Here is a 26371-nt window from a genome sequence, read left to right on the forward strand (position 1 = left end):
GTGGCCGGAGCCTTCAGGATCGCCGAAGGGTACGTCGAGGTCACCGCCGACGAGTCCGGCTACGACCGCGCGATCGACCGGCTGAAGTCCAAGCGGAACACCGTCGGCGTCCAACTGAAGCTCGACGACCGCGAGGCCATCACCCAGCTGGAGCGGTTCTCCCGCGAACGCACCGTCAAGGTCAAAGTCAACCTCGACCAGACCGCCTTGTCCCGGCTGCGCCTGCAAGACGTCACCGTCAACCTGATCCCGAAGCTGCAGGAAGCAGCCCTCAACCGGGCACGCACCCAGCTGGATCGGCTGACCGCAGACCGAGTCGTGAACATCCGCGCCAACGTCGACACCCGGGTCGGCGCCGACGAGATCCGCAACCTGACCCAACGCCGCCGCGTCCGCATCGGCATCGACGTCGATACCCGCGTCGCCGCCGACGACATCGCGAACCTGACGCGGCGCAGGCAGATGACGGTGCAGGCGAACGCGGATGTCACCGCTGCTGCTGCTCGTCTCGCGTTGTTGAGCCGGGACCGGCGGGTCAACGTGCGTGCGGACGTGGACCGGAGTGCGGCGTCGACGATCTCGAACATGTTCGGCAGCGGCCTGTCGGGGGCGTTCTCCCTGATCAAGACGTCGCTGACGTCCATCGTCTCCCTTGCCGTTCAAGCTTTGCCGACGTTGGTGTCGCTGGGGCAGTCGATCATTTCGATGGGCCCGGCGGCGGCCGTTGCCGTGCCGGCCGTGCTGTCGCTGGGTGCCGCGTTCGCCGCGATCAAGATCGGCACGTCGGGGATTGGTGACGCGTTCAAGCAGGCGTTCGCCCCGGCCACGAAGAGTGCGGGCGCCGCGGAGTCGGCGACGAAGAGAGTCGAGTCCGCGCAACGCTCCCTGGCCAAAGCCCAGCAGGCAGTCAAGGACGCCGAGGTCAACGCCGCTGCCGCCCGCGTCAAGGCGGCCCGGGACATTCAGGACGCGCAGCAGTCGCTGAAGAACACGGTGCAGGACGTCGCCGACGCCAACCGGCGGGCCGTGCAGTCCGTCACCTCCGCCGAACGCGACCTCGCCGACGCACAACGCGACGCCCGCCAGGCACAGGAAGACCTCACCGACGCCCGCCACGACGCCGCGCAGGAACTCGAAGACCTCAACACCCGCCTCGAAGACGCACAACTCGACCAGCGCCAAGCCGTCCTCGACCTCCAGGACGCGGAGCAGGAACTCACCGCGGTCAAGGCCAAGGGTGCCGCAGCGTCGAAGGAGGACTTGGACAAGGCGCAGCTGCAGTACGACAAGGCGCAGCAGGCTTTGGAGAAGCAGCAGACGGAGACGGCTCGCCTGGAGGAGCAGTCGACCGAGGCGAACGCGGCCGGAGTCGAAGGCTCGGAGAAGGTCACCAAGGCGAAGCAGGACATCGCTGACGCCAACGAGGACGTCGTCGACAAGACGCAGGCGTTGAAGGACGCGGAGCTGGAGGCGTCGCGGGCTCAGCAGGACGGGGCACAGCGCCTCGCGAAAGCCCAGCGGGACGTCGCGGACGCTCAGGCTGCCGCGGCGAAGGCTGCCACGGACGGGGCCCGGCAGATCGCGGACGCGCAGATGTCAGCGCGGGAGGCGGCCGAGGCGCTCACGGATGCACAGAAGCCGGCGGCCGCGGCGACGACTGCGACCGCGAATGCGATGGCGAAGCTGGCGCCGAACGCGCAGGCCTTCGTGCGTGCGGTCCTCGCGCAGCGGGACGCGTGGCGCTCCCTGAAGCTGGACGTGCAGAACGCGCTCTTCGCAGGGCTCGGGGCGAAGTTCACGACGCTGTCGCAGGCGATCCTGCCGTCCCTCACGGCCGGCCTGGTGGGCACGGCGACCGTCCTCAACTCGATGGCGAAGAACGCAGCCGACGCGGTCACCCAGCTCGGCAAGAGCGGCCAGCTCCGGCAGATGTTCGACGGGCTCAACTCCGGGCTGCAGCCGTTGGCGAAGCTGCCCGCGCAGATCATCACCGCGCTCGCACAGATCAGCATCGCCGCGTCCCCGGCGTTCGAGCGGCTGACCACCGCGGCCGGCAGCGCGGCGGACCGGATCGCGAAGAAGCTGTCCGACAGCTTCAAGTCCGGTGGCCTGGAGACCGCGATCAACAATGCCATCGACATTGCCAAGCAGTTCGGGTCTCTGCTGGGCGACATCTTCGGCACCCTCGGCAACGTGCTGAAGGCTGCCGGTGCGGCGGGTGGGGACGCGCTCGGCGGGTTGGGTGCGGCGTTCGCGGAGCTGCGTCGGATCACGGCGATGCCGGAGGTGCAGAAGGCCCTCACCTCGATCTTCACTGCGGTCAACGCGATCGCGAAGCTGTTCGCGACGACGCTCGGCGCGGTGATCGAGGCGGCCCTGCCGCTGCTGGCCGCGCTCGCCCCGGTGATCACGGAGCTGGCAACCAAGTTCGGTCCGGTCCTCGTCCAGTTGGCGGGCACGCTGGGCGACGCCCTGATGCCGATCATGGATGCGCTGCTCCCGGTGGTCGGCGACCTGGGCACTCTGCTGATCACCCTGGTGAAGGCGGTGATGCCGCTGCTCCAGCCGATCGGTGATCTCCTCGCCGTGATCATCACTGCGCTCGCGCCGTTCCTGAAACTGTTCGGCGACAACCTCACCGTCATCGTCGGCGCGCTCGTCAACCTGCTCGTCCCGGTCATCAACGGGCTCATCCCCGTGGTGGCCATGTTCGGGCAGCTCTTCGGACAGATCGCCCCGCTGTTCGCGCAGCTGTACCCGGCGCTCCTACCGCTGATCCCGCCGCTGCTGCAGCTGTCGATGGCGTTGCTGGATCTCGGCATGCAGATCTTGATCCCGCTGATGCCGTTGATCGTGCAGGCGGCGCAAATCCTGACGGGTGTCCTGGGGGTGGCGATCGCGGGCCTGGTCCCGGCGATCACCCTCGCGATCAGCGGCATCACACTGTTCGTCCAGCAGGTGACGGACGGGGTGAAGTGGATCGTCGGGAAGTTCCAGTGGCTGTACGACGTTCTCGTCGGGCACAGCATCATCCCCGACCTGGTCAACGCGATCGTCACCTGGTTCACGCTGCTGTGGACGAGCACGAAGAAGATCTTCACTGATCTGAAGAACGGTGTCGTCGCGATCTGGAACGGGCTGTGGTCCACGGTCCGGGAGAAGTGGAACACCTTCTGGTCCGGGCTGAAGACGTCCTTCACGTCGGCGTGGACGACGTTCCGCAACAGCGTCACCAACCTGAAGACGGCCATCACCGCCACGTGGTCGTCGCTGTGGACCGGCGTGAAGGACAAGGTCACGTCGATCTTCACGACGATCAACGGGAAGATCTCCAGCTTCGCCTCCGGAATGCGGTCCGCGTTCACCAACCTGAAGAACGGGCTCGGCACCATCTGGGACGGGGTGAAGACGAAGATCGGCAGCCCGGTCAAGTTCGTGCTGTCCTCCGTCTACAACAACGGCATCCGCAAGATGTGGAACAGCATCGCCGGGAAGATCTCCAGCAAGATCACACTGCCTGCGATCCCCCTCGGCTTCAACACCGGCGGTGTCGTCCCCGGCAGCGGCAACCGCGACACCGTCCCCGCCATGCTCACCCCCGGCGAACGCATCCTCTCCAACAGCCAGGTCACCGCCCTCGGCGGCCACCGCGGCATCGACGCCATGCTCGGCAAGGACAAGCCCACCCGCACCGGCGGCAACCCGTCCAGCCAGCAGGAGAAGCAACGCGAGCAGGTCACACCCCACTTCGCGAACGGCGGCATCGTCGGCACCGTCACCAGCGCAGTCGGCAACGCAGTCAGCGGCGCCGCCTCATGGGCGAAGGATCTCGTCATCGGCGGCCTCAAGTCCGCCGGCCAGAAGGCACTGTCCGCGCTGGTGCGGCCGCTCATCAACCGGATTCCCAGCAGCGGGATCGGCAACCTGATGAAGGGCGTCGCCAACCATGGCGTCGACGGAATGATGAACTGGTTCGGCAACGAGGACAAGAAGGCCGTGGGCGGGCCGGCCGTGCAGCGCGCCCTTTCCTGGGTTAAAACGCAAAATGGATTGCGTTATCAATGGGCCGGAAATGGAAATCCTTCCTGGGATTGTTCAGGTCTAATGTCCGCAATTGAATCCGTAATTCGAGGGGAAAAGCCTCATCGCCGTTGGGCTACTGGCGCATTCTCTGGTAGTAGCGGTCCTTCCGGCTGGGTGCGGAATTTGAATTCCCCGTTCATGATCGGCATCACGAACGCTGGCGTCGGCCACACCGCGGGCACCCTCGCCGGAATGAACGTCGAATCCTCCGGCGGCGCCGGCGTGCACATGGGGTCCAGCGCCCGCGGCTACAACAACAGCCTGTTCACCAGCCGGTGGGGGTTCGCGCCGGCCGCGAAGTACGACAGCGGCGGGCTGCTCCAACCCGGGGCGACACTCGCGATCAACAAGACCCGGAAGCCCGAGGCCGTCCTCACCGCGGAGGAGCACGAGGCGTTCCGCGGGCTGGTCTCCGGGCTGAGTGCAGCCGGAGGAGGTGGCGTCACCATCGAGAAGATCGAGTTCACGGTGAACAGCCTGATGATGCCGTCGGACGCCGAGAAGCAGAAGTTCGCCGTCGACATGGCCCGCGAGACCCGAGAAGCCATTCGCAAGCTGGAGAAGTCCCAACGATGAGCACTCAACCAAACGCCCATGAGGTCCACGACGGTTGGGGGTGCTGACCGTGGCCTACAACTGGGGCACCATCCAGCTCTCCCGGACCGCACTGCGGGAGACGTTCACCGCGACGGAGCAGGGCGGCAATCGCAGCCTGAACCTGGCCGGGCAGGAGTCGAACCCGCCGCTCACACGGGCCCAGTTGGTCGGCGCGCACGACAACATCAACGCCCTCCAAGCCCAAGCCCCGGTGGCGGTGACGTTCACCGACAAGCCGGAGCGCAACGGCTACTACCAGGTCACCTCGTGCGCGTCGACGCTCATCGAGTACCGCGTCGAGATGGTCACCGCGGACTGGACGATCGCCCTCGACCGCCTCGGCTCCGCCGGCGAGGTCGACATCCAGTCCCGGCTCACCGGCGTCGTCAGGCTGAACGACTTCGCGCTGACCGGGGAGCGCTGGCACGCCCCGCCCGTCGGCCACTTCGGCTACTTCACCGGATCCACGAACCCGTCCACGATGACCCGCACCGGCGCGGACGGGGCGATGACCGTTTACCGCAGCGTCCCGGCCGGGGTCATCCCCCGCTGGGGCTGCGACCCGGCCAACTATCTGAAGGGCCGCGCCCGGATCACGGACACCACCACGCCGGCCGCGCCGATCGAGCTGGAGGGCACCGAGCGGCCGGTCCCTGCCGCCGCGTGGGCCCTGTCGAACGGCCTGGTGAACGTCACTCCCAGCGCGTCCGCGTCGTTCGATGTGCAGGCTTACACGGGCGGCGCCTGGCGCTCCAAGCTGTGGAACGTCAGCGTCGCAGGATCGGCGTCGTCGATCACCTCGTGGGACTCCGCGAGCCTGCTGCGCAACGACCCCGAGCAGGTCATCCTCCGCCTCAGCAAGAGCCAGTCACCTGGCCGCACCACCCTCGACCTGTCCCTGCGCCGCGGCGCCCGCTTCGTCGAGGGCTACCTCCAGATCGGCACCAGCGCCACCCTCGCCGCCTACCGCAGCACCCTCGAAACCAACACCAGCTTCGCCGCCTCCGGCTACGTCACCGCCACCGCCAACGACGCCGACGGCAACCGCTTCGCCGCCGGGTCCGCCCGCACGTTCACCGCGCACACGAACGGCGGCGTCACCAAAGCGGCCACCACCACCCTGGATTTCTGGATCGGCGTCGCAGCCGGCGGAGGCAGTGCCGTGTCCGGGGACGCGGCACTCGACCTGCGGAACCAGTACATCGCCTGCCTGCCCGAAGCTACCTACGCCGTAAGGCGGTGACCGGGTGACAATCCAGGAGTCCCTCACCAAGCTCGGCCAGTGGGAGATCGACCTCCTCCCGACGATCCCCCGCGAGAAGCTCGACGCCCTCACGTACTTCGGGCATATCGCGATCATCCGCGGCCGCGTCGACCCCACCCTGTACGGCGACAACCTGCTGCGCACCGCCCGCTACGTCGGCGTCGTCACCGGCAACAGCCTCGCCGACGATGCCCGCACGAAGATCCCCAACGACAACGTTAAAGTTTCCGGCGTCGGCATGGCCATGTGGCTCGGCGACCAAGACGGCAAAGGCTCCGTCTACGAGAACGCCGTCACCGCCGCCTCCGCCACCTTCGCCGACACCATCCGCATGCTCCTCCCCGCATCCGGCGCCGTCACCGAAGGCACCCTCTACCCGGTCGCAGGCCAGTACACGGGCACCCACCAGTGGCAGTCCCCGCGCGACGCCATCCAGTACGTGTGCCAGACCATGTCCACCACCAGCGTGCCCGTCTCCTGGCGCGTCAACGGCGACGGCACACTCGACGCCGGACCGGAAGCCAACCTGTTCGCCACCACCCCGACCTGCACGATCGTCGCGGTCGGGGCCGGCGACGACATGACCATGCGGGGCGTGCCCGGCAGCCTCGACCTCACCGGCGATGTCGAGGACTACACCACCCGCGTCGTCCTCCTCGCCGAAGGAGAAGGCACCAGCATCGCCACCGGGTCCGCGGACATCAGCCCGGCCACCGGCTACAAGGACATCCACGGCAACGCGGTCAAGCTGACCCGGGTCGTGTCCGAGTCGGACACCGCATCAACGAACGCCGCGATCCGCGCACAGCTCGCACTCGCCCAGTACGTCGACCCGAAGCAAGACCTCCGCCTCAACATCCAGGACTACGACGTCGAGGGCAGCTTCGCCCTCGGCGACTACGTGTACGCCTACGACCCCGACAAAGACCTCCTCAACCCGAACATCGAGATCGTCTTCCGCGGCCAACGCCTGAACCCGATCAAACTGCAGGTCACCGAAATCTCGTGGGGCGTGACCTCCGACTACACGGTCGCCTACCGCACTGCGGCCGGCGTGTGGATCGACCTCACCGACTACATCGAGACGTCGGACGCCGGCACGTATGTGACGGTCGGCGGGTTCGACCGGGCGTTGTCCTCGTCGGCGGAGCCCGTCGGGTCCCGGCCCAACGCCGACACCAGCACGCCCGGGCAGCCGGTGTTCGTCACCCCCTTCACGGGGGCCGCCTACCTGGATGCGCGCGGCTTCACGCGGGCTCGGGTCGCCCTGTCGTGGAACGCACCGAACAACACCGACGGGTCCAGCGTGCTCGACGGGGATCACTACGAGATCCGCTACGCCGTCGACACCGACATGCTGTACCCGTCCTCATGGGCGTCCGTCGCCCAAGTCCGCTGGCAGGACCTGCAGACGTGGGCACAGCCATTCGCCGCACCGACCGGCCAGTGGCAGACCATGGTCGTCGCCTGGGACCAGACCACCGCCCAACTCCAGGACCTCAGCCCCGGCATCGGCTACGACGTGCAAATCCGGGGCGTCGACAAGACCGGCAACATCGGCGCCTGGTCCAGCACGACGACGTTCGTCGCCAGCTCGGACAACCTGCCCCCCTCGACACCGGCCGCGCCGACCGTGGCCGCGTCGCGGATGGCAGTGCAGGTGACGCACACCCTCGGCAAATCGTCGGGCGGCACGTACAACCTTGAGTCGGACCTCCACCACTTCGAGATCCACGTCGAGTACGAGCCGACGTTCACCCCGACCGAGGCGACACTCAAGGGCAAAGTCTCCGCAACCGCGGGGATGATCCAGGCACAGATCCCCGTCGTCGCCACCGTCCAAGTCGAAGAAACCTCCGCACGCTACGTCCGCGTCGTCGCCGTCGACCAAACCGGCAACAAGTCCGGACCCAGTGATGCGGCGACCGCGACCGCACTCCTCATCGACGACGCCCACATCTCCGACCTCACCGTCTCCAAAGTCACCGCCGGGATCATCAACGCAGACTTCATCGTCGGCGCCCGCATCAAAACCGCCGACACCGGCGCGCGCGTCGAACTCAACTCTGGTGGCATCGGGGCCTGGAACACAGCCGGACTACAGACCGTCGCTATCGCCGGCGCGGACGGCTCCGTCTCCATCGTCGGCCAACTCAAGTCCGGCACCTCCGGCAAGCGCATCGAGATCAACCCCACCGCCAGCTACCTCCCCGAGATCCGCTGGTACGCCAACACCGGCACCGACTACGGCTACATCAACGGCGTCTCCAGCGGCACCGACGTCAGCCTCGGCATGAACTCCAGCCCCTACGACGACGGCACCGGCACTCAGGTCATCTCCCGAGCCTTCCTCAACACGGGTGCCGCCGAACTCTCCGTCATCCGCGCTGACACCCAGCTCCGGCGTGGCGGCTGGGCCGCAGCGACAGCCGGTACCTTCTTCTCCGGTTACGTCCGGGATGACGTGGACGGCGGCCAGTTCAGCGCCACCAATGCCCTTGGCCGTGTGGGCTGGAACCCGAGCAACGCCAGCACCGGCAACTACCTCGACTTCACGAGCGGCAGAACCCGGCACGTCGGCCGGTGGGCCGACTTCGTGGGCGTGGACAGCAACGAGGGCCTCTTCACCGGCACCTCCACAGGCACGTCCAGCGGGACGTCGCTGACTCTGTCGTTCGGGGCCACGATGGACACCCAGTTGGTGCCGATCGTGTCCATCCGCGATGCGCCCACCGTGGCCAACACGCGAGGGTTCTGCATCTCCGCCTCCGACACCACCAGCTTCAGCGTGCAGCTTTCCGGTGCCGCTGACGGTGCGTGGAGTCTCTACTTCTGGTGCTTCAGGATCTGACATGGCAGCTGACGAGTACATCATCCAGACGGTCAGCGAGTACTGGCCAAACCCAGTCACGCCCTGCTGGGCCGTCGACATGATCAAACCCGACGGGACCGGGCACCGGCACATCTTCCCCAAGGTGACCTTGGAGTTCCGGGCCGCCGAGTACGGCATCGACCCGACCGACGTGGACACGCTCCTCGACATCGTCCTGCACGAGCCCTACGCCCCCCACCCCGACGACCCACTGAAGGGCGAAGACCCAGCCGCAACCGCGGGCCTACTGTCCCCAGCGCTCGTCTCCCGCGGTACGGCGCGCAAGGGCGACCTGATCCCCACCACCTTGTACACGGCGCCCGACGTGGCGACGGCGCGTGAGGCGCATCTGCTGCGCGTCGAGCACGGCAAGGCGAACAACGTCCGCGTCAGCGTCGGCAAGGGCAAGAAGGATCCGCTGGATGTGATCCGCCGCAACCACGGCATCGACCCGGGCCGGGTCGCGGACAAGGTCCGCCGGATCGAGCAGCGCCGGCTCATCGCGCAAGGGCGGGCGCCTCAGCCTCCGTCGGTACCAGACCTCGTAGTGAAGGACGACCACCATGCCTGATCCGTCCACGACACGACTCGCGCTCTACAAGTCGAAGAGCGACGGGTCCGAGCTGGTCAACTACACCCAAGACCTAGGCCAAAACTGGGACAAGGTCGACGCGGCGGCCGGCTTCCAGATCGTCACGTCCAGCACACGCCCGTCGTCACCGTATGCGGGCAAGCCGATCACCCAGTCGGACACGTCGTACTCGACCTACTTCTCCAACGGGACGGCGCCCGCGTCCGCATCGTGGGTGGAGATCCCCAACAGCTCCAGCACGTTCGGCTCCACCCTGAAGCTCGCCTCTGGCGTGCAGTTGACGATCGGCGCGGACGTCAACCTGCTCCGCAACGCCGCGAACGTCCTCCGCACCAACGACGCGTTCATTGTCGACGGGGCGCTCACAGCGAGCGGCGGCCTCGCCGTCACCGGCAACCTCTCCGTCACTGGGATCGGACAGCTCCAGTACATCGCGAAGACCGCCGACGAGACGGTCAACTCCAGCGCCACCCTGCAAAACGATGACCACCTCGTCCTGCCCGTCGTCGCGAACGCCGTGTACACGTTCGTCCTCGACCTGTACATGAGCGAAGCCACCGACTATGTCGGCGACTTCAAGATGTCGTTCACCTGCCCGACCGGCGCCACCTTCGACATGCACGGGGCGGGCGCCCACACCACTGACCTCGCAAGCCCCGCCACCAGCTCCAACGGCGAGTGGATCGCGAAACTCGCCACATCCTCGGCAGCGGCCACCCTTGCGTTCGGAGTGGGCAGCGTCCTCACAGGCGTCCGCATCTTCGGCCGCCTCGTCATGAGCAGCACCGCCGGAAGCTTCCAACTGCAGTGGGCGCAGAACGCATCCGACGCTTCCGGAACCACGCTGAAGGCAGGCTCCTTCATGCAGATGACCCGCGTCGCCTGACCGCTAGCCCCGTTCGTCCTTCGGGTACGGGGGCTGCGCGGCCAGGTCGGGGCCGGCCAGCACGGGCGCGTCCTGCTGCGCCGCGGCGAACTTCCGCTCCAGCACGTCGACCTGCGCACGCAGAACGAGGTTCTCCTCGAACAGCTCACGCACCCGCCGCTGGAACGTGGGGAACGCGTCCTCGATGCTGATCTCTTGGGCCATCACGCCACCGCCTTGTCTGCGAGCTCCCGGTAGCGGTCCAGGAGGTTGGTCTGGTTGAGGAACGGGTGCTGCGTAAAGAACGAGAAGTGGCTGACGACCGAGTCAGCACGCACCACGTTCGGGACGCTCGTGGCCAGCGGCCGGTGGATGGTGTGCCACGACTCCTCCTCATCGGGGACGAGGATGCCGGGCTGGTCGAGGCCGGCGTACATGCTGCCGAGGCTCGCGAAGCAGGACACGGAGAACTGGGTTCCGGGGGCGAGCTGGAAGTCGTGGTGCAGATACAGGTCCTCAACCGTGCCCGCCTCGATGTGGGAGAGCAGCAGTTCGTGGAGCTTCACCGCGAACGGGCCGGATGCCCAGCCGTTGGGGTCCATGCAGTAGGGCTTGACCTCGCCCCACTCGATGGGGATCTTCTGGCAGGCCTGGAGGAAGTACGAGCAGATCGCGTTGTTGAAGATGATCGGGAAGACGGCAACGGGCGCGGGCATTTGGATGCGGGCGCGGACGAGGTTCTCCACGGCAGATTCGTGGACGTAGACGACGTCGTCATCGAACCTCAGGTACACGGTGTCCGGGTCGGTCATCTCCCGATAAGCGAGACCGGTGTACCTCTGTTTTGGCAGGTTGCCGAGGTCGACGCCTTCGGGCCGGTGCTTGACGTGGAACCAGGGGTATCGTTCGGCGAGTTCGTGCGCGTAGGCGATGTCTGCTTCCTGGCCGACGGGGTCGGTGTTCATGAACGCCCACACCTCATCGATGAGGCCGCGTTCGACGTCGCGCTGGAGGTACTTGATGAGCAGGCTGTAGGTGCGGGTCCTGCCGTAGGGCGTCCAGGCGATCACACGCTTGCCGTCGATCATGTGGGGTCTCCTTCGGTGTCGTCGTTGTAGTCGGGGCCGAAGTCGACGCGCTGCCAGCCGGACGCCTCGTCGATCTCACCGGGCCTCAGGGTGTAGCCGTAGTGCATGGCGATCAGGTCGACCTGGGGGACGTGCTCGGGTTGCACGTATCGGGGGCGGGGCGTGGCGCCGTGCTTAGCGAGCACCAGTAGTTCGGTCCAGAGCTGGCCGCATGCCATTCCGGCGGCGAACGCTTCGTCTTCGTAGGGGCCGCCGTTGCTCTTGGTGAGGACGAACGGCATGGCCAGTTCGAAGGTGCCCTCGTTGTCGGTCACGCTTCTCTCCTTGTGGTGCGGTGTCGTGGTGGCCAGACGTGTGCGTCGTCCGGCCACGGCAGGTCCGGGTGCAGCTTGCGCAGCAGGTCGACGGTCGCCGCGTGATGCTCCGCCCGGCCGCGAGACAACTGGTCGGGGTGGACGCGCACGAAATAGAGCGGGGTGTCGATGACCGCGTACCGGGTGAAGCCGGCCTTCCAGACGCGGATCCAAAAGTCCCAGTCCTCGGCTGTCCCCCATGTGCCGGGCGGGGTGGCCTTGGGGCTGTAGCCGCCGACGGTCTCCCACACGTTGCGGCGGAAGAGGGCTTCGTCGATGAGCGGCGGCCAGCGCAGGAAGTCGTCCATGGTCGCGTCGGGGAGGGAGGCTTGGACGATGTCACCGCCGCCGAACTGCTGCGCGTAGGGGACGACGAAGTCTCGGCCGCCGTCGGCGTTGAGGACGGCGGCGCAGCGGGCGATGCATTCGGGGTGGAGTTTGTCGTCTGCGGAGACGGTGAGGATGGCGTCGCATCCGTCGGCGAGGGCGAGTTGCGCGGCCGCGTTGAGGCTGCCTGCCCAGCCTTTCCGGACGCGGTTGCGTCGCATGCTGGTGTACAACTCGGGGTGGTCGCGGAGCCATTGGTGGGTGCTGTCGTCGCTGCGGTCTTCGGCGATGTAGGCGTGCGCGGGGTGGGTCTGGGCCTGGATCGAAGCGAGGAGTTCGCCGATGAAGGTTTCGACGTTGCGGGCGGGGATGACGACGCCGATCTTCACCAGCCCACCGCCTTCTGCCAGGAGACGCGGTCGGTGAACTTGTCCTCGGCTTGGACGGCTACGAGCGCGGCGAGGAAGTGGGCGTTGGCTTCGGCGACTTCGCGCGCGGTGGGTGGCCAGTGGGTCTCGGTTACGCCTCGTTCGGTGCGGTCGTCGGTGTTGACGGGCTGGCCCGCGAGGAGGCGTTCGCCCTCGCTGTAGTGCTCAGGCCCCGTCATGGCGTGGTCCCTTCCTTGGTGGGGTGCGGGTCCAGTGCCGTGATGCAGGCGAGGCGGAACAGTCCCCCCGTCCACGGGCCGTTGCTGCCGAGGCGAAAGGGGATGGCCATGACGGCCTGGGATGCTGCCCATTCCGGGGTGCTAATGAGCCTCCGGAACTCGGTGAACCAGGACTCGGAGACATCTACGGTGAGGGTCTGGATGGGCCCGCTGTCTGGCGCCCACGTCATGCGGGCGATCATGGCCGCCACCTCGTGTCCTGCCGGGCGAAGCTCACCGCGCACCAGGTGAGGAACGCACCCGGGATGCTGCACCCCACCACTGCGTTGATAGCCGTCGAGTTCCCCAAGGCCATGGAGACGGTAGCCGCGAGGGCGAGCAGCCAGATGACGGCGGCGAAGCCGACCAGGAACCACGTCTCCGACGACAGGCGCCTCACACCGTCACCCCCACCGGCACGGACACGGCGGCTTCCCACTGGTGGTGCAACGCCTGCATGATCGACCCCGAGGCTTCCCCACGCGCCGCCATCCCCACCCGCTGACGCAGCCCCGGATCATCCACAAGCTGCTTCAACAACCGCCCCCACTCATGCTCACGCCGGACCAAGAACCCGTTCTCCCCATGCCGGATCACCCGCCTGTACGCCTCCGTATCCGACGCCACCAACGGAATCCCCAACACGCTCGCCTCCAGCCACTTCGTCGGAAACTTCGCCCCGTTGAACGGCGTCGCCCGATACGGCGCACACCACACATCGAACTCCGACACCGCATGCAGATAGTGCTCAATCCGCTCCACCCAACCGAGCGCCCCAATCCGCTTGCCCTTCAGGCCCCGCGCGATCGCCTGCTCCGAATCGATCCCCACCAACCGCACCATCACCCCATCCCGGCGCGGGTACTGCGAGATCCGATTCAGCGCGCGCACCGCCTCCGGAAGATCCGCCACCGTCGACGACGTCCCCGCCCAGCCGACATACAACGGCCGACCCTCCGCGCTGTAATCCCGCGGACGCCCGAGGTACTGCGCCGGCAACCCGTTCGGAATCACCCGCACGTCCGGCGCGTAGTCGCGGAGCACCGCGGCGAGAGGCTCACTGCAGCAGGTGACGAGGTCGGCGATGCCCATGTTGTGGGCGAGGCGGCCCAGCATCTGCGTGTCCCACACGGTGCGCGCGTGCGTGTTGCTGGGGTCGATGTGAAAGTAGTCGTCGTCAAGATCGAGGATCAGTCGCTTGCCCTCGTCCTTCAGCCGGATCCACATCCGAGACGGATCGGTCTGCGCGACACGGCAGCCGACGACCGTGTCGTAGGACGCCCAGTTTTGGGGCAGGCGGATGTGGTGACTGGCGTGGTGGCCAAGCCACGACAAGCCCATCGCGGGGAGCACGGCTCGATACCAGGCGCTGCCGGCCATGTCGGCGGACCAGAAGTGGACCTTCACCGGTGCCTGCTCAGGCGGGAGACTTCCCGCTTCAGCTTGCCGAGTTCCTCGTGGAGAACGGCGCGCGCACCCTCGGCGCCGTCCTCCTCGGGACCGGCGTCACGGCTGAGAGTGATGGTCCGCTGCTGCTCGCCGACTGCGTCAACAAGCTGGCGCCACGTCGTTGTCCGGGACAGCAGCAGCGCATCGCACAAGTCCAGTCGGGTCCGCTCGTGCGCGTAGACGAGCTGGGTGACGCCCGCCTGCTCCGAGTCCTCGGCCGGCGGCGTGTAGGCGCTGGTGTCGTTGGCGGGGATCTCGATCGTCTCGGCGAAGCAGAGGACTTGGCGCGCCCCGAACCGCTCGCCGAGGTCCCCCGGCCAGCGGGCGATCTCCTCGCGGACAGCTTCTTCCACTTGGTCGATGACGAGGAGGAACGGCGCCCGCTCGTCGCTGGCGCCTTCGGGGAGTTCGAGGATCTGCAAGCGCGCCACGGCTCCCCCTCAGACCCGACCGTTGGGGGTACGGCGTACCGCGCGAGCCACGTCCTGCGCGCTCAGGACCCTGTCGCCCGGGCTGAGGTTGATCGTCACGTTGCCCGCAACCACGCCGCCACTCCGGGGCGCCCGGTCCGGCTCCAGGTATCCGGGCAGCCACTGGGTGGCGTAGTAGTCGACGGTCCGGCGGATGCCCTCGTCGAGCGGCACGAAGTCCGCAGCAGTCATCCCGATCTGCTGCAGCGTCGTCGTGTCGGAGGAGACGACCGCGTTGGGGACTTCGCCCGGGCGCATCGGCGAGTGCTTGATCCCGACAGGCTGCTGCCCGGTGACCTCGGCCGCGTACTCGGCGACGGCGAGAGCGATGTCGTTGACGGTGACGGAGGTGAGCGGCCCGACCTCCACCGGCTTCTCGGTGGGCCCGTGTTCGGCGGTGTGTTCCAGGGCGGTGACGAAGGTGCGGGCGACGTCTTCGACGTACACGCAGTCGCTGATCTGGGTGCCGTCTCCGTAGACCTCGATGTCGGTTCCGGTGAGGGCGCGGCAGGTCAGCGCTGGGAGGATCTTGCGGACCTTGCTGGTGCCGTAGGGGGCGGCGATGGACTGGCCGGGTCCGTAGGCGTTGACGGGGCGGACGATGGTGATGCGACCGCCGTCGCGGTACAGGTTGAACATGCGGGCGAAGTCTTCGGCGGCGCTCTTCGAGATGGTGTAGGCGCCGGTCCCGTGGTCGCGCATCCAGGAGTTGCCCACGCCTGCATACACCCCGGCGAGTCCGTATTGGGCGGCGGCTTCGAAGACGTTCAGTGAGCCGAGGATGTTCGTCTCGGCGGACGGCCGCGGGTTGTTGATCGTCTCTTGGGTGCCGAGGACGGCGGCGAGGTGGATGATTCCGTCGACGTGGGCGGCGGCTTCGGTGACGGCGGTGGCGTCGCGGACGTCGCCGAGGAAGAACTCTTCCCTGTCGGCGAGCTGGTGGCGCCGGTCCTGGTGGTCGAAGACGAGGACGCTGTGTCCGCGTGCGTTGAGTTCCTTGCGGATCCATGAGGCGATGAAGCCGGATCCCCCTGTGACCAGTACCTTCATGCCTGCTGCTCCTTGCTGTCGGTGCGGGCGCACGCCGCGCAGATGATTCGGTTGCTGCCCTTGTCGCCGCCGCAAATCCGGCAGGAGGTGGTGGCGGGGTGGGCTGGGCAGAAGTGGTGGCCCTTGCTGTCGCGGCTCCAGTCGCCGCCGGGGTCGGCGAGGGTGCCGGTGTTGGTGCAGTCCTCGACGGTGCAGCGCGCGACGCTGGGCGCGGGTGTCGCTCGGTGCTTGGCCTTGGCGACGTCGCGGACGGCGTAGACGATGACGTTGCCGAGGATCATCGCGGCGATGATCGCGGTGACGGCGATGACCGGGTTCACGACGGCTCCTCGGAGATGAAGACCATGTGGTCGCCTTCGACGCAGTGCGACGACACGCAGAGGCCGACCGTGGTGGCGCCGAGTGCGGCGTGGACGGCCCGCCAGAGGATCGCGTTACGGTGCACCGGGTCGGGCGGCAGGTACGGGCCGAGTCCCCGGATGTACTCGTACACCGCGTCGTAGGCGGGCTGCCGGGGGTCGGGCTGGACCGGGAGCGCCGGGTTCGGTTCCTCAGGCGCAGGGCCTTGCGGATGCGCGTCCTCGTCGTACTCGTCGGGCTCTGGCTCTGCGACGTCCGCGTGGGGGTATCCAGGGCACGGGATGACGTTGCCTTGGCCGTCGGTGTGGAGTGCGGCGCAGGCGATGTGGAAGTCCGGCTCGGTCATCGTGGGCTCCAGGCGACGGTCGGGTAGTCGTAGGCGTGGACCGGGGCGTGGGGCTGGAGCATGACGAACGCGAACAGCAGACCCAGCCCGTGACAGATGACGCTCACAACTCACCACCCAAAAGCCGCCGAATCTCCGGGGCCGCGAACTCAAACTGCTCGGCCAACTGGCGCTCCACCTCGTCACGCAGGTAGGACTGCCACTCATCCCAGTGCGCCGCCGCAAGGCGTTCCTGAGCCACGCGTTGGGCTTCGGCGGTGATCTCGTGCGGCTTCTTCAGCTCGGGGATGTGGCTGAGGCACACGACGCGACGAAGCCTCTTCGGCTGGCACTCGCAGGCCGCGTTCGCGTGTCGCGTTCGTCGGCAACCGCGTGCGTCTTCGTAGATGACGAGGGCCACGGGCGGGCCACACGGCAGGTTGCGGGGGGCGCCCTTGGCGTAGGCGCAAGACAGGCCGTCTCCAGCAGTCCATGAGCGGGCGTATACACGCCGAGCCGTGTCGTTCCGGATCAGCGTGAAGCCCTCGGGAGGCACGGCTTCATTGCTCACGATCGCTCCTGTGCGGGTGGTGCGGGTGGGTGCGGGTGTTGACGCGGCGGGACCGCGACCCGCACGGACACGGCCCCACCGCCAGCCTCTGAGCGAAGGCTGACAGAACTGTAGCCTACGATTCATCGGCAACATGCCCTGTTCAAGCTACGATTCCAAGGTGAAGGCTTAGTGAGGGGACCCGCATGACAACCACGCCAATGACGGCCGCCGAACGAATCGCCGCCTACAAATACGAGGGCCTCACCGTCCACGAACACGACGGCTGGCGCACCCACGGACGCGACACCGCCACCGGCAAAACGTTCGGCCCCGTCGTCGGCGTCCTCATCCACCACACAGCCGGCCACAACGACAAAGAGATCTGCTACAAGGGCAGACCAGACCTCCCCGGCCCGCTCTGCCACAACTGGCTCGGCAAGACCGCTGGCCTGTGGATGATCGGCCACGGCCGTACGAACCATGCCGGCCTCGTCGACGGCGACGTCGTGGCCGCACTCATCGCCGAACGGACCCCGCTGCCGACAGACGACCACGCCGACACCGACGGCAACGACGTCCTGTACGGGCTGGAGATCGAGAACCTCGGCGACAGCAAGGACCCGTACCCCGTCGACCAGTACCGGGACGCGGTGCTGTGGGCTGCCGCGCACTGCCGCCACCACGGCTGGTCGGAGAAGAGGGTGGCCGGGCACAAGGAAGTCCAGCCCGGGAAGATCGACCCGTCGTTCGACATGGACGTGTTCCGGACCGACGTGCACAAGCAGCTCGCGACCCGGCCGGGCGGTGCAGTCCCTCCGAAGCCGACCCCGTCGAAGCCGCGCGTCGACCTGTCCCGCCTGGTGTCCGCCGCAAAGACGGACCCGCGCGCCGTACAGGGCCACGTCACGTACATGGCCGGAGTGAACCTCGTCGAGGCGGCCCTCGTGAAGGAGGGACTCCTCGCCAAGACGTATGCGGGTGACGGGTCTTACGGCTCGACGACCCGGGACGCATACGCCAAGCACCAGCGGCGCCTGGGCTACTCAGGCACTGCAGCCGACGGAGTCCCTGGGATGACGTCGCTCAAGAAGCTCGGCGCGAAGCACGGCTTCGACGTCGTCGCCTGACCCCTTCTCCCAGAATCGAGACCCGCCATGAACGTCGATCTCCCCGCCGCCTACTGGCTCGGACTCCTCACCTCGGTCGTCCTGCCCGTCCTCGTCGGCCTGGTGACCACGAGAGTCACCCATGCCGGACTGAAGGCGGTCCTCCTCCTCGCCCTGTCCGCGGTGACCGGGTTCGTCGTCGAGTACGCCGGCCCGCACGACGCCGGGTACAGCGTGGGCACCGCAGCCGTCCTCGCCCTCGTCGCGTTCGCGTCGGCTGTCCTCTCCCACTTCGGGTTCTGGAAGCCGGTCGGTGTGAGCGGCCGGGCGCAGGACTCGTTCGTCAAGGCAGCCTGAATGCTGGGCCCGGCGGCCACCTGGTTCAGCGGCCACCTCGGCCGCCGCGGCCCATTCCTGGTCTTCATGGGTATCGGCAAGGTGTGCTTCGGCGCCTCCTTCATCTTCGAGCCCCCGTTCACCACACAGGGCCTCGGCGTCCTCACCTCCCGCGCCCCACTGCATTGCTGGGCATGGGTCTGGATCCTCGCCGGGATCGGCGTCTTCGCCTCGGCGTGGCTGCCGTTCACCCGAGACCGGTGGGGGTTCGTGCTCGCATCGGTGCCACCGACGATGTGGGCATTCGCCTACGGCTGGTCCGGCCTGGTCGGCGACTACCCGCGCGGTCTCTGGCTGTTCGTCTGGTACATGACGTCGCACTGCGGGGTGATCTGGTGCGCATCCCGAGTCCCACCTGAGTCCGGATCCCCTGATCTGTCCGGCCTGGTGATTGAGGGGAGACCCGAGTGAACGGTTGGCTGGGGCTGGCGGGTGCGGCCGTGACGGTGCTCGGTGTGATCGTGACGGGTTGGTTCACGTACCGGGGCGGGCGGGCGGCGGCAGCGATTCAAGCAGCTCCGGCCGCGAAGGCTCAGGACTTCGCCGTGTTGCAGGCGACGGTGCAGCGGGTGGACGAGGAGAACGGCAGCCTGCGTGGCCGCATGTCTCGACTGGAAGTGATCCTCCGGGCGTGCTCATCGACGATGGACCGGTGGTCTCGACAGATGCGAGACGCGGGGATCGAGCCTGAGCCGCCACATCCACTGGTCGATGAGTACAACCGAACGGGGGTCTGACCATGCCCACCCTGCCGCCCGGACTCGCGACCGTCACCCTGACCGGCCGCTACGCCTACCCCGACGGCACCCCCATGGCCGGGTCGGTCACCCTCACCCCCACCCCCCGCGCCCTCACCTCCGCCACGCACGGGGTGATCCTCCTCGGCCCGAGTAGCGCCGTCCTCGTCGCAGGGTTCTTCCAACTCGTGGTCCTCGCCACCGACGACCCGGACGTCAGCCCGGTCGGCTGGACGTACCGGGTCGACGAGCACCTCGCCGGAAACGACCAGCGCGCCTACGAGTTGATGCTCCCCGCAGCGGCACCACTTGTGAGCCTGCCCGCGGTCGCACCGACGGACCCGGCGGAGGGCAACTACCTGGTGGTGACCGGCCCGGCCGGGGTCGAGTTCCGGTACGAGCATGTGCAGTCCGCGCCGTCCGCGGTGTGGCAGGTGCAGCACAGCCTCGGCAAGCGCCCGAACGTTTCGATCATCAACGACGGCGGCCGGGTCGTCTACGCGGACGTCGACCACTCCACCCTCGACCTCGCCGTCGTGACCTTCCCCATCCCGTACAGCGGCCGAGCCGTCTGCTCCTGAAAGGCACACCCCCATGGCCCTCAAGTCCCTGACCGGCTTCGACGCTTCGAGTCAGCGCATCGTCTCCGTCGCCGACCCGTCATCCGCATCCGACGCCGCAACCAAGGCATACGTCGACAACCTCCTCAACGGCCTCCGCTGGAAGCAGCCCGTCCGCGTCGCCACCACAGCCAACGGAACGCTGGCGACCGCATTCGCCAACGGCCAGACCATCGACGGCATCACCCTCGCCACCGGCGACCGCATCCTCCTCAAAGACCAGAGCACCGGCGGCGACAACGGCATCTACACCGTCGCCGCATCCGGCGCCCCCACCCGAGCCACCGACGCCGACTCGGCGACCGAGCTGTACGGGGCGACCGTGATCGTCCTCCAGGGCACCGTCAACGCGGACCGCACGTACACGCAGACCGTCGACACGATCACGCTGGGCACGACGGCGCAGACGTGGGTGCAGGCCGGCGGCGGACTGTCGTACACCGCTGACGGCAACGGCATCGAACTCTCCTCCACCACGTTCTCCCTGGAGCTGGACGGGTCGACACTGCAGAAGTCGTCGTCCGGCCTGCGGATCGGATCGGCTGCTGCCGGTGCGGGCCTGGTCGAGTCGACGGGTGTCCTCGCCGTCGGCGCCGGCACGGGCATCAGCGTGGCTGCGGACGCCGTCGCGGTGGACACGAGCGTCGTCACCCGGCACGCGTCCGCGTCGATCGGCAACGGATCCTCGACGTCGATCGCGGTGACGCACAACCTGGGCACGAAAGACGTGTCGGTGACGATGCGGAGGAACAGCGACGACGTGCGGGTGGAGACGGACTGGGTGGCCACGGACACCAACAACGTGACCTTGACGTTCGTCACCGCGCCGACCAGCAACGAGTTCCGCGTCACGGTGCAGGGCTGACCGCCGATGCCCGACTTCACAGCCGACGTGGTCCTCCCACGCGATCCGAACAGCAACCTGAAGGCGGCGACAAAGCAGTACGTCGACAACCGCGCCCCGAAAATCACCGTCGCCAGCAGCGCACCGTCGTCACCGGCCACCGGCGACGTGTGGATTGACACCACCTGATGGCCCGCATGTGGACGTGCGGGTTCGAACTCCAGACGGTGGCACCGCTCATGGAGTGGCAGGACACCAACACCGTCGGCGGCAGCCCAGCCATCTCGACGAGCATCCACCGCGGAGGCACCGCATCCCTCCGCATCACCCCGACCGCAGGCACCTCGTACATCGAGCACCAGTTCACCGGCGGCACGGTGATGCGCACCATGCACCGCTTCTACCTGTACATCAACGCGCTCCCCGCAGCCGACTGCAACATCTACGGCATCGGCCAGTCCGGCTACTTCCCCGGCATGATCAGGCTGAAGACCGACGGCTCCCTCATCCTCCGCGACGACCAGGCCGCCACCAACCTCGGCTCCGCCACCAGCCCACTCAACACCGGCCAGTGGTACCGCATCGAGGCCGACTTCAACGACGTCACCACCGGGAGCATCACCCCCGGCGTGTCCGCGTTCAAGCTGTACATCGACGGCACGCTCGTCTCCGACCAGCTCTGCTACAACATCAACGGGTTCTCCAGGATCCGCGCGGGCGCCCTCCAGTCCGCGAACACGATGGACATCTACCTCGACGACATCGCCGTCAACGACACCACCGGCACGGTACAGACCGGACTCCCCGGGCCGGGCACCGTCGTGCATTTGCAGCCCGCCGGGCAGGGCGACAACAACGGCTGGGCCACCGCGACGGGCGGGACCGCGGGTGCGGCGAACAACTGGACGCGCGTCAGCGAACGGCCACCCGACGACGCGACCTCGTACAACGCGACCGTCGCCACCGGGACTACGACCACCGACGACTTCACCGTGTCCTCACCGACGACCGCAGGCATCGGTGCGACCGACACCATCAACCTCGTCTCCGTCGGCGTCCGCATCGGATCCATCGCCACCACCGCAGCATCCATCGTCACCCGCCTGAAAGGCCAAGCCTCCGGAACGACGACGGAGTCCGCGACGACGAGCGTCGCGTTCATCGGCTGGCAGACCCACAAGAGCGCAGTGCCCCGCCTGTACGGGCTCACCGCCTACACCAACCCGCAGACCAGCACCGCCTGGACCCGGTCCACGTTGGCGACGGCGCAGATCGGCTACCGGTCGAACGTCTCGCAATCGACGACCCGCCGGGTGTCGGCGGCGTGGCTCCTCGTCGAGTACACGCCGGCGCAGCGGGCGAAGGTGTGGACGGGATCGGTGTGGAAGGTGTGCCCGGTGAAGGTGTGGACGGGCAGCTTGTGGAAGGCGACCACCGTCAAGACACGGACTGGCGGAGGGGTGTGGGAGTAGCCATGACGTGGCCACCGAATGTTGAGACCGTGACGGTGACCGGGGTGTTCCTCCACCCGGACGGCAGCCCCTACCAAGGCACCGTCGCGTTCACCGCGGGTGAGGCGGTCGAATCGGTTGAGCATGACGCGATCGTCCAGGGCACCCTCGTCATCCCGCTGGCCGTTGACGGCTCCCTGTCGGTGACCTTGCTGGCGACGGATGCGGACGGGTTCACCCCGTCGGGCTGGCTGTACCGGGTGGACGAGGCGCGGGTGGGCGGCCCGGCGCGGGCGTACTACCTCGCCTTGCCGGCCGCGATCCCTGAGGTGGCACTCCCCGGAACGTAGATCGGCTACGCCGAGGGCACGCCATCCAGTTCCACTCCGTGCGCAACACCCGCCCGGTTAGGTCCATTTGCCCCACACGAACCCGCGTCAACCTGATGCACTGCGACAGCACAGCACATCACTCCCAGGGGGGAACTTCATGTCCGACAACGGGCAGCTCGCCCAGACCGGCATGGGCACGGTCGTCATCGGCGGCACCGCCTACTACGTCGGCGGCTGGATGATCCTGGCCGCCGCCGCACTCGTCATCGCCGGCACGCTCATGATCCGATTCCGGTTCCGTCGCGGTCGCGCCGTGGGCGAGGAGTGAGCGGCAAACGCCGCCGGATGCCGGTGCTGGCCGCCCGCCAGCACCGCTCCGGCTCCGTCCTCATGGGAATCCTCGTCCTCGCGCTGGCCGCAGCCTGGGCCGTGCAGCACGCGACCAGCGCAGCCGACTACGACAGCAGCGCCACGAACCGGCTCAGCCTGGTGTGGGCAGCCCTCTTCTTCGTCTTCATGGCACAGACCCTGATGTACCACCTTGAGCGACCCCGCAGGCTCACGCCGCGGCTCGCCCGACAGCTCGACGAATTGCACGTATCGATCCTGGTCCCCGCCTACAACGAAGATCCCGGCTACCTCCGGCTGGGACTGGAGTCATTTCTCCGCCAGACGCGCATGCCCGACAGCGTGCACATCGTGGACGACGGCTCCACAAGCAGCGACTACGCCGAAATCCGGGACTGGTGGGCGTGGGCGGCGCGCGAGGCAGGCATCACCACCACGTGGCAGCGCGTCCCGAACGGCGGCAAACGCCACGCCCAGGCCCACGCCGTCCGGGTCAGCCCAGAGGCCGACATCTACATCACCTGCGACTCCGACTCCTGCTTCGCCCCGAACGCCGTCGCCGAAGCTCTCGCCCCGTTCGCCCGGCCGCGCGTCCAGTCGGTGGCCGGCATCGTCATCGCAACGAACAACCGGGCGAACCTGCTGGCCCGAGTCACCGACCTGTGGTTTACGACAACCCAGCTGGTCGACCGGTCGGGGCAATCCGCCGTCGGGGCAGTCATGGTGAACTCCGGTCCGCTGGCCGCATACCGGGCCGGGATCATCCGCGACAACCTGGGCTCGTATCTGAACGAGACGTTCATGGGCCGGCCGGTGATGTTCTCCGACGACAGCCTCCTCACCTTGTATGCGCAGGAGCGCGGGCTGACGGTTCAGCAGCCGTCGGCGGTGGTGTTCACGGCGATGCCGGAGAAGTGGTCGCACTTCTCGCGCATGTATCTGCGGTGGATGCGTGGCTCGACGATCCGCTCGGTGTGGCGGATGAAGTATCTGTCGCCGGCGCGTCCGGCGTTCTGGCTGCACATGCTGCGCTGGTTCCAGATGTTCCTCGTCCAAATGGTCACGGTGTGGCTGCTGGTGGTGGAGCCGATCGCGTTCGACAACCTCCCGCCGGCGAGTCTCCTGTGGGTGCCGTTTCTGATCGGGTGGGCGCAGGGGCTGCGCTACCTGGGAGTGATCCGAAGCGATGAGCGGATCCGGTCGCGTGCCCTGACGTGGCTGATGATGCCGCTGGCGATCGTGATGGCGTGGACGGCACTCCGGTGGCTGCGCTGGTACGGCATCGCCACCTGCGCGCGCACAGGCTGGGGGACCCGGCAGAACGGCGCCGAAGTCTCACTGGGCGTCCCGGCTGCAGCTCCGCCCGTGGAGCCCCCGGTCACGAAGCTGTACGACCTGGAGAGCGAGAACACGCTGGAGATCGCCCTGCCTGCAAGGTAAGCAACCCCTGTTCTGCGGGCCCCGTCCATCCCCCCTTGGACGGGGCCCGCGCGTGCGGGTGCCTGGTCCAGCAGCGGGTGGGCTAGCGGACCCGCGTCACGGTGACGACCGCGTGCCTGGTGGTGCCTGCTAGGACTTCGACGGTGAGGCCCGGCGCGACGGTCGTGTAGCTGCCGAGGTCGCGGCTGCGCTTCCGCCGGCCGGGCGCGGATGTGGCGATGTGGTCGGCTACGGCCGCGGCGAGCGGGGCGGTCAAGGCTTGCGACAGCCGGTGCCGGCCGTCGGGGAGTTCGACGACAACAGCCCGCGGCCGGACCGCGGGCCCGGTGTGGCCGATGACTTCGGCGTCCAGGGTGTCGGCGTGCCGGATCTTCTGCCAGACCCTCCCGGGCCGGTACGGCGACGCTGCCCGCTTCGCGACGATCCCTTCGATGCCGACATCGGTGAGCGTCTCGTACCAGGCCTGCGCCACCGTCGGATCGTCGGTCGCGGGCACCACCTGGAGCGGCGGCGGCACGTCTTCGAGCAGGTCGAGGAGCAGCCCGCGGCGTTCCGTGTACGGACGCCCCCGCACGTCCCCGTGCTCGGGATGCTGGAGGACGTCCCACGCGGCGAACGTCGCCGGCCACTCAGCGGCGAGCGCCCTCGCGCGCGCGGGGGACGAGGCGGCCCGGCACTGCGCGGCACTGAAGTCGACGCGTCCGTGCCGGTAGATGACGGCCTCCCCGTCGAGGACCGTGCCCGGGCGGAGGGTGTGGAGTGCGGCGACCGCGAGATCCATCCACGCCCTCGTCACGTCCCGCCCGGACCGGGCCTGCACGCGGACGGTCTCCGCCTCCCGCCAGATCACGGCTCTGTGGCCGTCGAACTTCACCTCGTACCAAATACCGGGCCCGACTGGCAGGCGCGGTACCGCCTCGGCGAGCGCCACGTCGACGGGGAAGTCCATACGGTCAGCCTGCCGCCGAAGGTCGGTGGTCGCCTCTCGGAGCTGTCGACTCGACTAGAGAAGGTTCCTGTCGCGATGCTCGGCTCGGATCTCATCGACTTTGGAGCGCACCTCATCCGCAGGGAGCCCGCCCTCGCTCTGAATCGCCAAGGAGACAAAGTCATCGCGCGACTTCATGGACCCCTGCCACTTCGTGTGCGGGCGCAGCCAGGAGTCCATAGCGGTCAGGATGCCGACGGCCAGGGCGAGCGCAGGCTGCCACTTCATCAGCCATCCGAGCTTGCCATGAAGGTGATCACCAGCAGCTACGGCGGCTGCCGCCACGATCAAGGCGGCCCGGCTGGAGCGGTACCAGGCGCCCCAGAGGAACGTGAATACTCCCATCCGACGTTTGGCCTTCTTGAGTTCCTTGTCGAGAAGCCCCATGACCCACCCCTTGCCGGTGTCCCCACAACCTTGCTCGCGAAGACGCCCAAGTAGATTTTTTGGTTCTCGATCGGCAGCACGTGTGAGTCGTGATCCTCGTCTGCGGATTTACCCCAGCACGCCGAGCGCGGTGTCGGGCCGGCAGTGGGTGCAGGCGTCGACCCGGTCGGCGAGTGCCCGGCGCGCCTGGTCTTCGCTGATGCCGCGGCTGCGCTTGCCCTTCATGTGGCAGTCGCCGCGGTGGACGTACACGGGGTGGCCGCCGTTGAGGCCCTGCTCCAGGAGCCAGTCGGGTGCGGGCGGGCGGGCATGCTCGCCGCGCTGCTGCTCCTGCAGGCGTTGCTCCTCGGCTGCGATCCAGCGCCTGGTGCGGTCGAGGTCGGCCTCTTGGACGCGGGCGAGGAAGTGCAGCTGGGTGAGCCGGTCGGCGCGCGGGTCGTTCACGTGTTCGATATTACGGCTGTAGTCTTCCCCCGGCACATCGGGTCGAGCAGAGGGGCAGGCGTGGACGAGACCGCCATCCTGGCCGCACTCGGCGCCGACCCGACCACCCTCGACCCAGCACCCGAGCATCTGCACACCGCGGACGCCCGACGCCGCTTCGGCCGGCCGTGCTCCAGCTGCGGCACCCCGGGCGTCTCGACCCGCATCATCCGCCTGCCGCACGGCCACTGCTGGCTCGACTCCTGCCGGGACCACATGCTGAAAAGCTTCCGCCTCCGCGAGGGAACCGGCCCCAGGACCGTCGACGTCTTCGCCGACCTGCGGGAAGCAGCAGCCGAGGCAGGCGTGGCACTAACCGTGATCACCGACGAGGCGGCAGGCTGA

Annotated in this window: 33 protein-coding genes; 17 read left to right on the forward strand and 16 right to left on the reverse strand. The window is 67.9% G+C overall.

Annotated features, from left to right (window positions below; all coding sequences use genetic code 11):
- The 5 genes from ACIRQH_RS35030 to ACIRQH_RS35050 are packed head-to-tail and all read left to right on the forward strand — an operon-like array spanning nucleotide 1 to nucleotide 10294.
- Entirely contained in the window at nucleotides 1–4659 is a 4659-nt protein-coding gene (locus ACIRQH_RS35030; protein WP_404228963.1) for a hypothetical protein, read from the forward strand.
- A 49-nt stretch (nucleotides 4660–4708) separates the two neighbouring features.
- The gene (locus ACIRQH_RS35035) at nucleotides 4709–5923 is read left to right on the forward strand and encodes a hypothetical protein (RefSeq protein WP_404228966.1); all 1215 of its coding nucleotides are present in this window, start codon (nucleotides 4709–4711) and stop codon (nucleotides 5921–5923) included.
- A gap of 4 nt (nucleotides 5924–5927) precedes the next feature.
- The gene (locus ACIRQH_RS35040; RefSeq protein ID WP_404228968.1) at nucleotides 5928–8795 is read left to right on the forward strand and encodes a hypothetical protein; all 2868 of its coding nucleotides are present in this window, start codon (nucleotides 5928–5930) and stop codon (nucleotides 8793–8795) included.
- Between the two features lies 1 nt (nucleotide 8796).
- On the forward strand, nucleotides 8797–9387 hold the full coding sequence (locus ACIRQH_RS35045) for a hypothetical protein (protein WP_404228971.1): 591 nt from the start codon (nucleotides 8797–8799) through the stop codon (nucleotides 9385–9387).
- Nucleotides 9380–10294 (forward strand): hypothetical protein, encoded by a 915-nt coding sequence (locus tag ACIRQH_RS35050; protein ID WP_404228974.1) that lies wholly within the window; start codon nucleotides 9380–9382, stop codon nucleotides 10292–10294. Before ACIRQH_RS35045 ends, ACIRQH_RS35050 begins: the two co-directional genes overlap by 8 nt.
- 3 nt (nucleotides 10295–10297) lie before the next feature.
- On the opposite strand, the gene ACIRQH_RS35055 is transcribed toward ACIRQH_RS35050, so the two are convergent.
- The 13 genes from ACIRQH_RS35055 to ACIRQH_RS35115 all read right to left on the reverse strand — a co-directional run bounded on the left by ACIRQH_RS35055 (nucleotide 10298) and on the right by ACIRQH_RS35115 (nucleotide 16912).
- Nucleotides 10298–10498 carry a hypothetical protein gene (locus ACIRQH_RS35055; RefSeq protein ID WP_404228977.1) on the reverse strand — a complete coding sequence of 67 codons (201 nt, stop codon included), beginning with the start codon at nucleotides 10496–10498 and terminating at the stop codon, nucleotides 10298–10300.
- Nucleotides 10498–11361 (reverse strand): hypothetical protein, encoded by an 864-nt coding sequence (locus tag ACIRQH_RS35060; RefSeq protein ID WP_404228980.1) that lies wholly within the window; start codon nucleotides 11359–11361, stop codon nucleotides 10498–10500. Before ACIRQH_RS35060 ends, ACIRQH_RS35055 begins: the two co-directional genes overlap by 1 nt.
- Nucleotides 11358–11675 (reverse strand): hypothetical protein, encoded by a 318-nt coding sequence (locus ACIRQH_RS35065; protein ID WP_404228984.1) that lies wholly within the window; start codon nucleotides 11673–11675, stop codon nucleotides 11358–11360. Before ACIRQH_RS35065 ends, ACIRQH_RS35060 begins: the two co-directional genes overlap by 4 nt.
- Entirely contained in the window at nucleotides 11672–12430 is a 759-nt protein-coding gene (locus ACIRQH_RS35070; protein WP_404228987.1) for a glycosyltransferase, read from the reverse strand. Before ACIRQH_RS35070 ends, ACIRQH_RS35065 begins: the two co-directional genes overlap by 4 nt.
- A complete protein-coding gene (locus tag ACIRQH_RS35075) occupies nucleotides 12427–12648 on the reverse strand; it encodes a hypothetical protein (protein ID WP_404228989.1) in 222 nt (73 codons plus the stop codon). The genes ACIRQH_RS35070 and ACIRQH_RS35075 overlap by 4 nt, the downstream gene beginning before the upstream one ends.
- Entirely contained in the window at nucleotides 12645–12890 is a 246-nt protein-coding gene (locus tag ACIRQH_RS35080) for a hypothetical protein (RefSeq protein WP_404228992.1), read from the reverse strand. Before ACIRQH_RS35080 ends, ACIRQH_RS35075 begins: the two co-directional genes overlap by 4 nt.
- A complete protein-coding gene (locus tag ACIRQH_RS35085) occupies nucleotides 12887–13087 on the reverse strand; it encodes a hypothetical protein (RefSeq protein WP_404228994.1) in 201 nt (66 codons plus the stop codon). The genes ACIRQH_RS35080 and ACIRQH_RS35085 overlap by 4 nt, the downstream gene beginning before the upstream one ends.
- Nucleotides 13084–14094, reverse strand: coding sequence for a glycosyltransferase family 4 protein (locus tag ACIRQH_RS35090; protein WP_404228997.1), 1011 nt, complete (start codon nucleotides 14092–14094; stop codon nucleotides 13084–13086). The genes ACIRQH_RS35085 and ACIRQH_RS35090 overlap by 4 nt, the downstream gene beginning before the upstream one ends.
- A complete protein-coding gene (locus ACIRQH_RS35095; RefSeq protein ID WP_404228999.1) occupies nucleotides 14091–14567 on the reverse strand; it encodes a hypothetical protein in 477 nt (158 codons plus the stop codon). Before ACIRQH_RS35095 ends, ACIRQH_RS35090 begins: the two co-directional genes overlap by 4 nt.
- Nucleotides 14568–14576: 9 nt before the next feature.
- Nucleotides 14577–15656 carry an NAD-dependent epimerase/dehydratase family protein gene (locus ACIRQH_RS35100; RefSeq protein WP_404229002.1) on the reverse strand — a complete coding sequence of 360 codons (1080 nt, stop codon included), beginning with the start codon at nucleotides 15654–15656 and terminating at the stop codon, nucleotides 14577–14579.
- A complete protein-coding gene (locus ACIRQH_RS35105) occupies nucleotides 15653–15976 on the reverse strand; it encodes a hypothetical protein (RefSeq protein ID WP_404229005.1) in 324 nt (107 codons plus the stop codon). Before ACIRQH_RS35105 ends, ACIRQH_RS35100 begins: the two co-directional genes overlap by 4 nt.
- Nucleotides 15973–16362 carry a hypothetical protein gene (locus ACIRQH_RS35110; protein ID WP_404229008.1) on the reverse strand — a complete coding sequence of 130 codons (390 nt, stop codon included), beginning with the start codon at nucleotides 16360–16362 and terminating at the stop codon, nucleotides 15973–15975. Before ACIRQH_RS35110 ends, ACIRQH_RS35105 begins: the two co-directional genes overlap by 4 nt.
- A gap of 103 nt (nucleotides 16363–16465) precedes the next feature.
- Complete coding sequence (locus ACIRQH_RS35115) at nucleotides 16466–16912, reverse strand: hypothetical protein (RefSeq protein ID WP_404229011.1); 447 nt, start codon at nucleotides 16910–16912, stop codon at nucleotides 16466–16468.
- 185 nt (nucleotides 16913–17097) lie between these two features.
- Between ACIRQH_RS35115 and ACIRQH_RS35120 the strand changes: the two genes are divergently transcribed.
- The 11 genes from ACIRQH_RS35120 (at nucleotide 17098) to ACIRQH_RS35170 (ending at nucleotide 24168) form a co-directional block, all read left to right on the forward strand.
- Nucleotides 17098–18021: an N-acetylmuramoyl-L-alanine amidase gene (locus ACIRQH_RS35120; RefSeq protein WP_404229014.1), complete on the forward strand. Its 924-nt coding sequence runs from the start codon at nucleotides 17098–17100 to the stop codon at nucleotides 18019–18021.
- 27 nt (nucleotides 18022–18048) lie between these two features.
- Nucleotides 18049–18357 carry a hypothetical protein gene (locus ACIRQH_RS35125; protein WP_404229016.1) on the forward strand — a complete coding sequence of 103 codons (309 nt, stop codon included), beginning with the start codon at nucleotides 18049–18051 and terminating at the stop codon, nucleotides 18355–18357.
- Nucleotides 18358–18807, forward strand: coding sequence for a hypothetical protein (locus ACIRQH_RS35130; RefSeq protein ID WP_404229019.1), 450 nt, complete (start codon nucleotides 18358–18360; stop codon nucleotides 18805–18807).
- Complete coding sequence (locus ACIRQH_RS35135) at nucleotides 18804–19133, forward strand: hypothetical protein (protein ID WP_404229022.1); 330 nt, start codon at nucleotides 18804–18806, stop codon at nucleotides 19131–19133. The genes ACIRQH_RS35130 and ACIRQH_RS35135 overlap by 4 nt, the downstream gene beginning before the upstream one ends.
- A 2-nt stretch (nucleotides 19134–19135) precedes the next feature.
- Nucleotides 19136–19714: a hypothetical protein gene (locus tag ACIRQH_RS35140; protein WP_404229024.1), complete on the forward strand. Its 579-nt coding sequence runs from the start codon at nucleotides 19136–19138 to the stop codon at nucleotides 19712–19714.
- A gap of 13 nt (nucleotides 19715–19727) precedes the next feature.
- A complete protein-coding gene (locus ACIRQH_RS35145; RefSeq protein WP_404229027.1) occupies nucleotides 19728–20618 on the forward strand; it encodes a hypothetical protein in 891 nt (296 codons plus the stop codon).
- 6 nt (nucleotides 20619–20624) lie between these two features.
- Nucleotides 20625–20786 (forward strand): hypothetical protein, encoded by a 162-nt coding sequence (locus tag ACIRQH_RS35150; RefSeq protein WP_404229029.1) that lies wholly within the window; start codon nucleotides 20625–20627, stop codon nucleotides 20784–20786.
- A complete protein-coding gene (locus tag ACIRQH_RS35155) occupies nucleotides 20786–22069 on the forward strand; it encodes a hypothetical protein (RefSeq protein ID WP_404229032.1) in 1284 nt (427 codons plus the stop codon). The genes ACIRQH_RS35150 and ACIRQH_RS35155 overlap by 1 nt, the downstream gene beginning before the upstream one ends.
- A 2-nt stretch (nucleotides 22070–22071) precedes the next feature.
- Nucleotides 22072–22398, forward strand: a complete 327-nt coding sequence (locus ACIRQH_RS35160) for a hypothetical protein (protein WP_404229033.1) — start codon at nucleotides 22072–22074, stop codon at nucleotides 22396–22398.
- Between the two features lie 139 nt (nucleotides 22399–22537).
- Nucleotides 22538–22708: a hypothetical protein gene (locus tag ACIRQH_RS35165; protein WP_404229036.1), complete on the forward strand. Its 171-nt coding sequence runs from the start codon at nucleotides 22538–22540 to the stop codon at nucleotides 22706–22708.
- Nucleotides 22705–24168 (forward strand): glycosyltransferase, encoded by a 1464-nt coding sequence (locus ACIRQH_RS35170; protein ID WP_404229039.1) that lies wholly within the window; start codon nucleotides 22705–22707, stop codon nucleotides 24166–24168. The genes ACIRQH_RS35165 and ACIRQH_RS35170 overlap by 4 nt, the downstream gene beginning before the upstream one ends.
- 82 nt (nucleotides 24169–24250) lie before the next feature.
- Here the strand turns inward: ACIRQH_RS35170 and ACIRQH_RS35175 are convergent, their stop codons facing one another.
- The 3 genes from ACIRQH_RS35175 to ACIRQH_RS35185 all read right to left on the reverse strand — a co-directional run bounded on the left by ACIRQH_RS35175 (nucleotide 24251) and on the right by ACIRQH_RS35185 (nucleotide 25987).
- Nucleotides 24251–25117 carry a DNA ligase gene (locus ACIRQH_RS35175; RefSeq protein ID WP_404229041.1) on the reverse strand — a complete coding sequence of 289 codons (867 nt, stop codon included), beginning with the start codon at nucleotides 25115–25117 and terminating at the stop codon, nucleotides 24251–24253.
- A 54-nt stretch (nucleotides 25118–25171) separates the two neighbouring features.
- Nucleotides 25172–25543, reverse strand: a complete 372-nt coding sequence (locus ACIRQH_RS35180) for a hypothetical protein (protein ID WP_404229044.1) — start codon at nucleotides 25541–25543, stop codon at nucleotides 25172–25174.
- A 108-nt stretch (nucleotides 25544–25651) separates the two neighbouring features.
- Nucleotides 25652–25987 (reverse strand): DUF6233 domain-containing protein, encoded by a 336-nt coding sequence (locus ACIRQH_RS35185; RefSeq protein ID WP_404229047.1) that lies wholly within the window; start codon nucleotides 25985–25987, stop codon nucleotides 25652–25654.
- Between the two features lie 60 nt (nucleotides 25988–26047).
- Between ACIRQH_RS35185 and ACIRQH_RS35190 the strand changes: the two genes are divergently transcribed.
- Complete coding sequence (locus tag ACIRQH_RS35190; RefSeq protein ID WP_404229050.1) at nucleotides 26048–26371, forward strand: hypothetical protein; 324 nt, start codon at nucleotides 26048–26050, stop codon at nucleotides 26369–26371.

The sequence above is a fragment of the Streptomyces sp. NPDC102279 genome, assembly GCF_044766365.1.
In the GTDB taxonomy this organism is placed as follows: domain Bacteria; phylum Actinomycetota; class Actinomycetes; order Streptomycetales; family Streptomycetaceae; genus Streptomyces.

Excerpts from the sequence above, each read along its gene's own strand:
- ACIRQH_RS35150 (WP_404229029.1), top strand. The coding sequence starts at position 20,625 with ATGCCCGACTTCACAGCCGACGTGGTCCTCCCACGCGATCCGAACAGC.
- ACIRQH_RS35050 (WP_404228974.1), top strand. The coding sequence starts at position 9,380 with ATGCCTGATCCGTCCACGACACGACTCGCGCTCTACAAGTCGAAGAGC.
- ACIRQH_RS35080 (WP_404228992.1), bottom strand. The coding sequence starts at position 12,890 with ATGATCGCCCGCATGACGTGGGCGCCAGACAGCGGGCCCATCCAGACC.
- ACIRQH_RS35055 (WP_404228977.1), bottom strand. The coding sequence starts at position 10,498 with ATGGCCCAAGAGATCAGCATCGAGGACGCGTTCCCCACGTTCCAGCGG.
- ACIRQH_RS35125 (WP_404229016.1), top strand. The coding sequence starts at position 18,049 with ATGAACGTCGATCTCCCCGCCGCCTACTGGCTCGGACTCCTCACCTCG.
- ACIRQH_RS35120 (WP_404229014.1), top strand. The coding sequence starts at position 17,098 with ATGACAACCACGCCAATGACGGCCGCCGAACGAATCGCCGCCTACAAA.
- ACIRQH_RS35110 (WP_404229008.1), bottom strand. The coding sequence starts at position 16,362 with ATGACCGAGCCGGACTTCCACATCGCCTGCGCCGCACTCCACACCGAC.
- ACIRQH_RS35145 (WP_404229027.1), top strand. The coding sequence starts at position 19,728 with ATGGCCCTCAAGTCCCTGACCGGCTTCGACGCTTCGAGTCAGCGCATC.
- ACIRQH_RS35075 (WP_404228989.1), bottom strand. The coding sequence starts at position 12,648 with ATGACGGGGCCTGAGCACTACAGCGAGGGCGAACGCCTCCTCGCGGGC.
- ACIRQH_RS35155 (WP_404229032.1), top strand. The coding sequence starts at position 20,786 with ATGGCCCGCATGTGGACGTGCGGGTTCGAACTCCAGACGGTGGCACCG.
- ACIRQH_RS35175 (WP_404229041.1), bottom strand. The coding sequence starts at position 25,117 with ATGGACTTCCCCGTCGACGTGGCGCTCGCCGAGGCGGTACCGCGCCTG.
- ACIRQH_RS35060 (WP_404228980.1), bottom strand. The coding sequence starts at position 11,361 with ATGATCGACGGCAAGCGTGTGATCGCCTGGACGCCCTACGGCAGGACC.
- ACIRQH_RS35130 (WP_404229019.1), top strand. The coding sequence starts at position 18,358 with ATGCTGGGCCCGGCGGCCACCTGGTTCAGCGGCCACCTCGGCCGCCGC.
- ACIRQH_RS35180 (WP_404229044.1), bottom strand. The coding sequence starts at position 25,543 with ATGGGGCTTCTCGACAAGGAACTCAAGAAGGCCAAACGTCGGATGGGA.
- ACIRQH_RS35100 (WP_404229002.1), bottom strand. The coding sequence starts at position 15,656 with ATGAAGGTACTGGTCACAGGGGGATCCGGCTTCATCGCCTCATGGATC.
- ACIRQH_RS35045 (WP_404228971.1), top strand. The coding sequence starts at position 8,797 with ATGGCAGCTGACGAGTACATCATCCAGACGGTCAGCGAGTACTGGCCA.
- ACIRQH_RS35165 (WP_404229036.1), top strand. The coding sequence starts at position 22,538 with ATGTCCGACAACGGGCAGCTCGCCCAGACCGGCATGGGCACGGTCGTC.
- ACIRQH_RS35160 (WP_404229033.1), top strand. The coding sequence starts at position 22,072 with ATGACGTGGCCACCGAATGTTGAGACCGTGACGGTGACCGGGGTGTTC.
- ACIRQH_RS35140 (WP_404229024.1), top strand. The coding sequence starts at position 19,136 with ATGCCCACCCTGCCGCCCGGACTCGCGACCGTCACCCTGACCGGCCGC.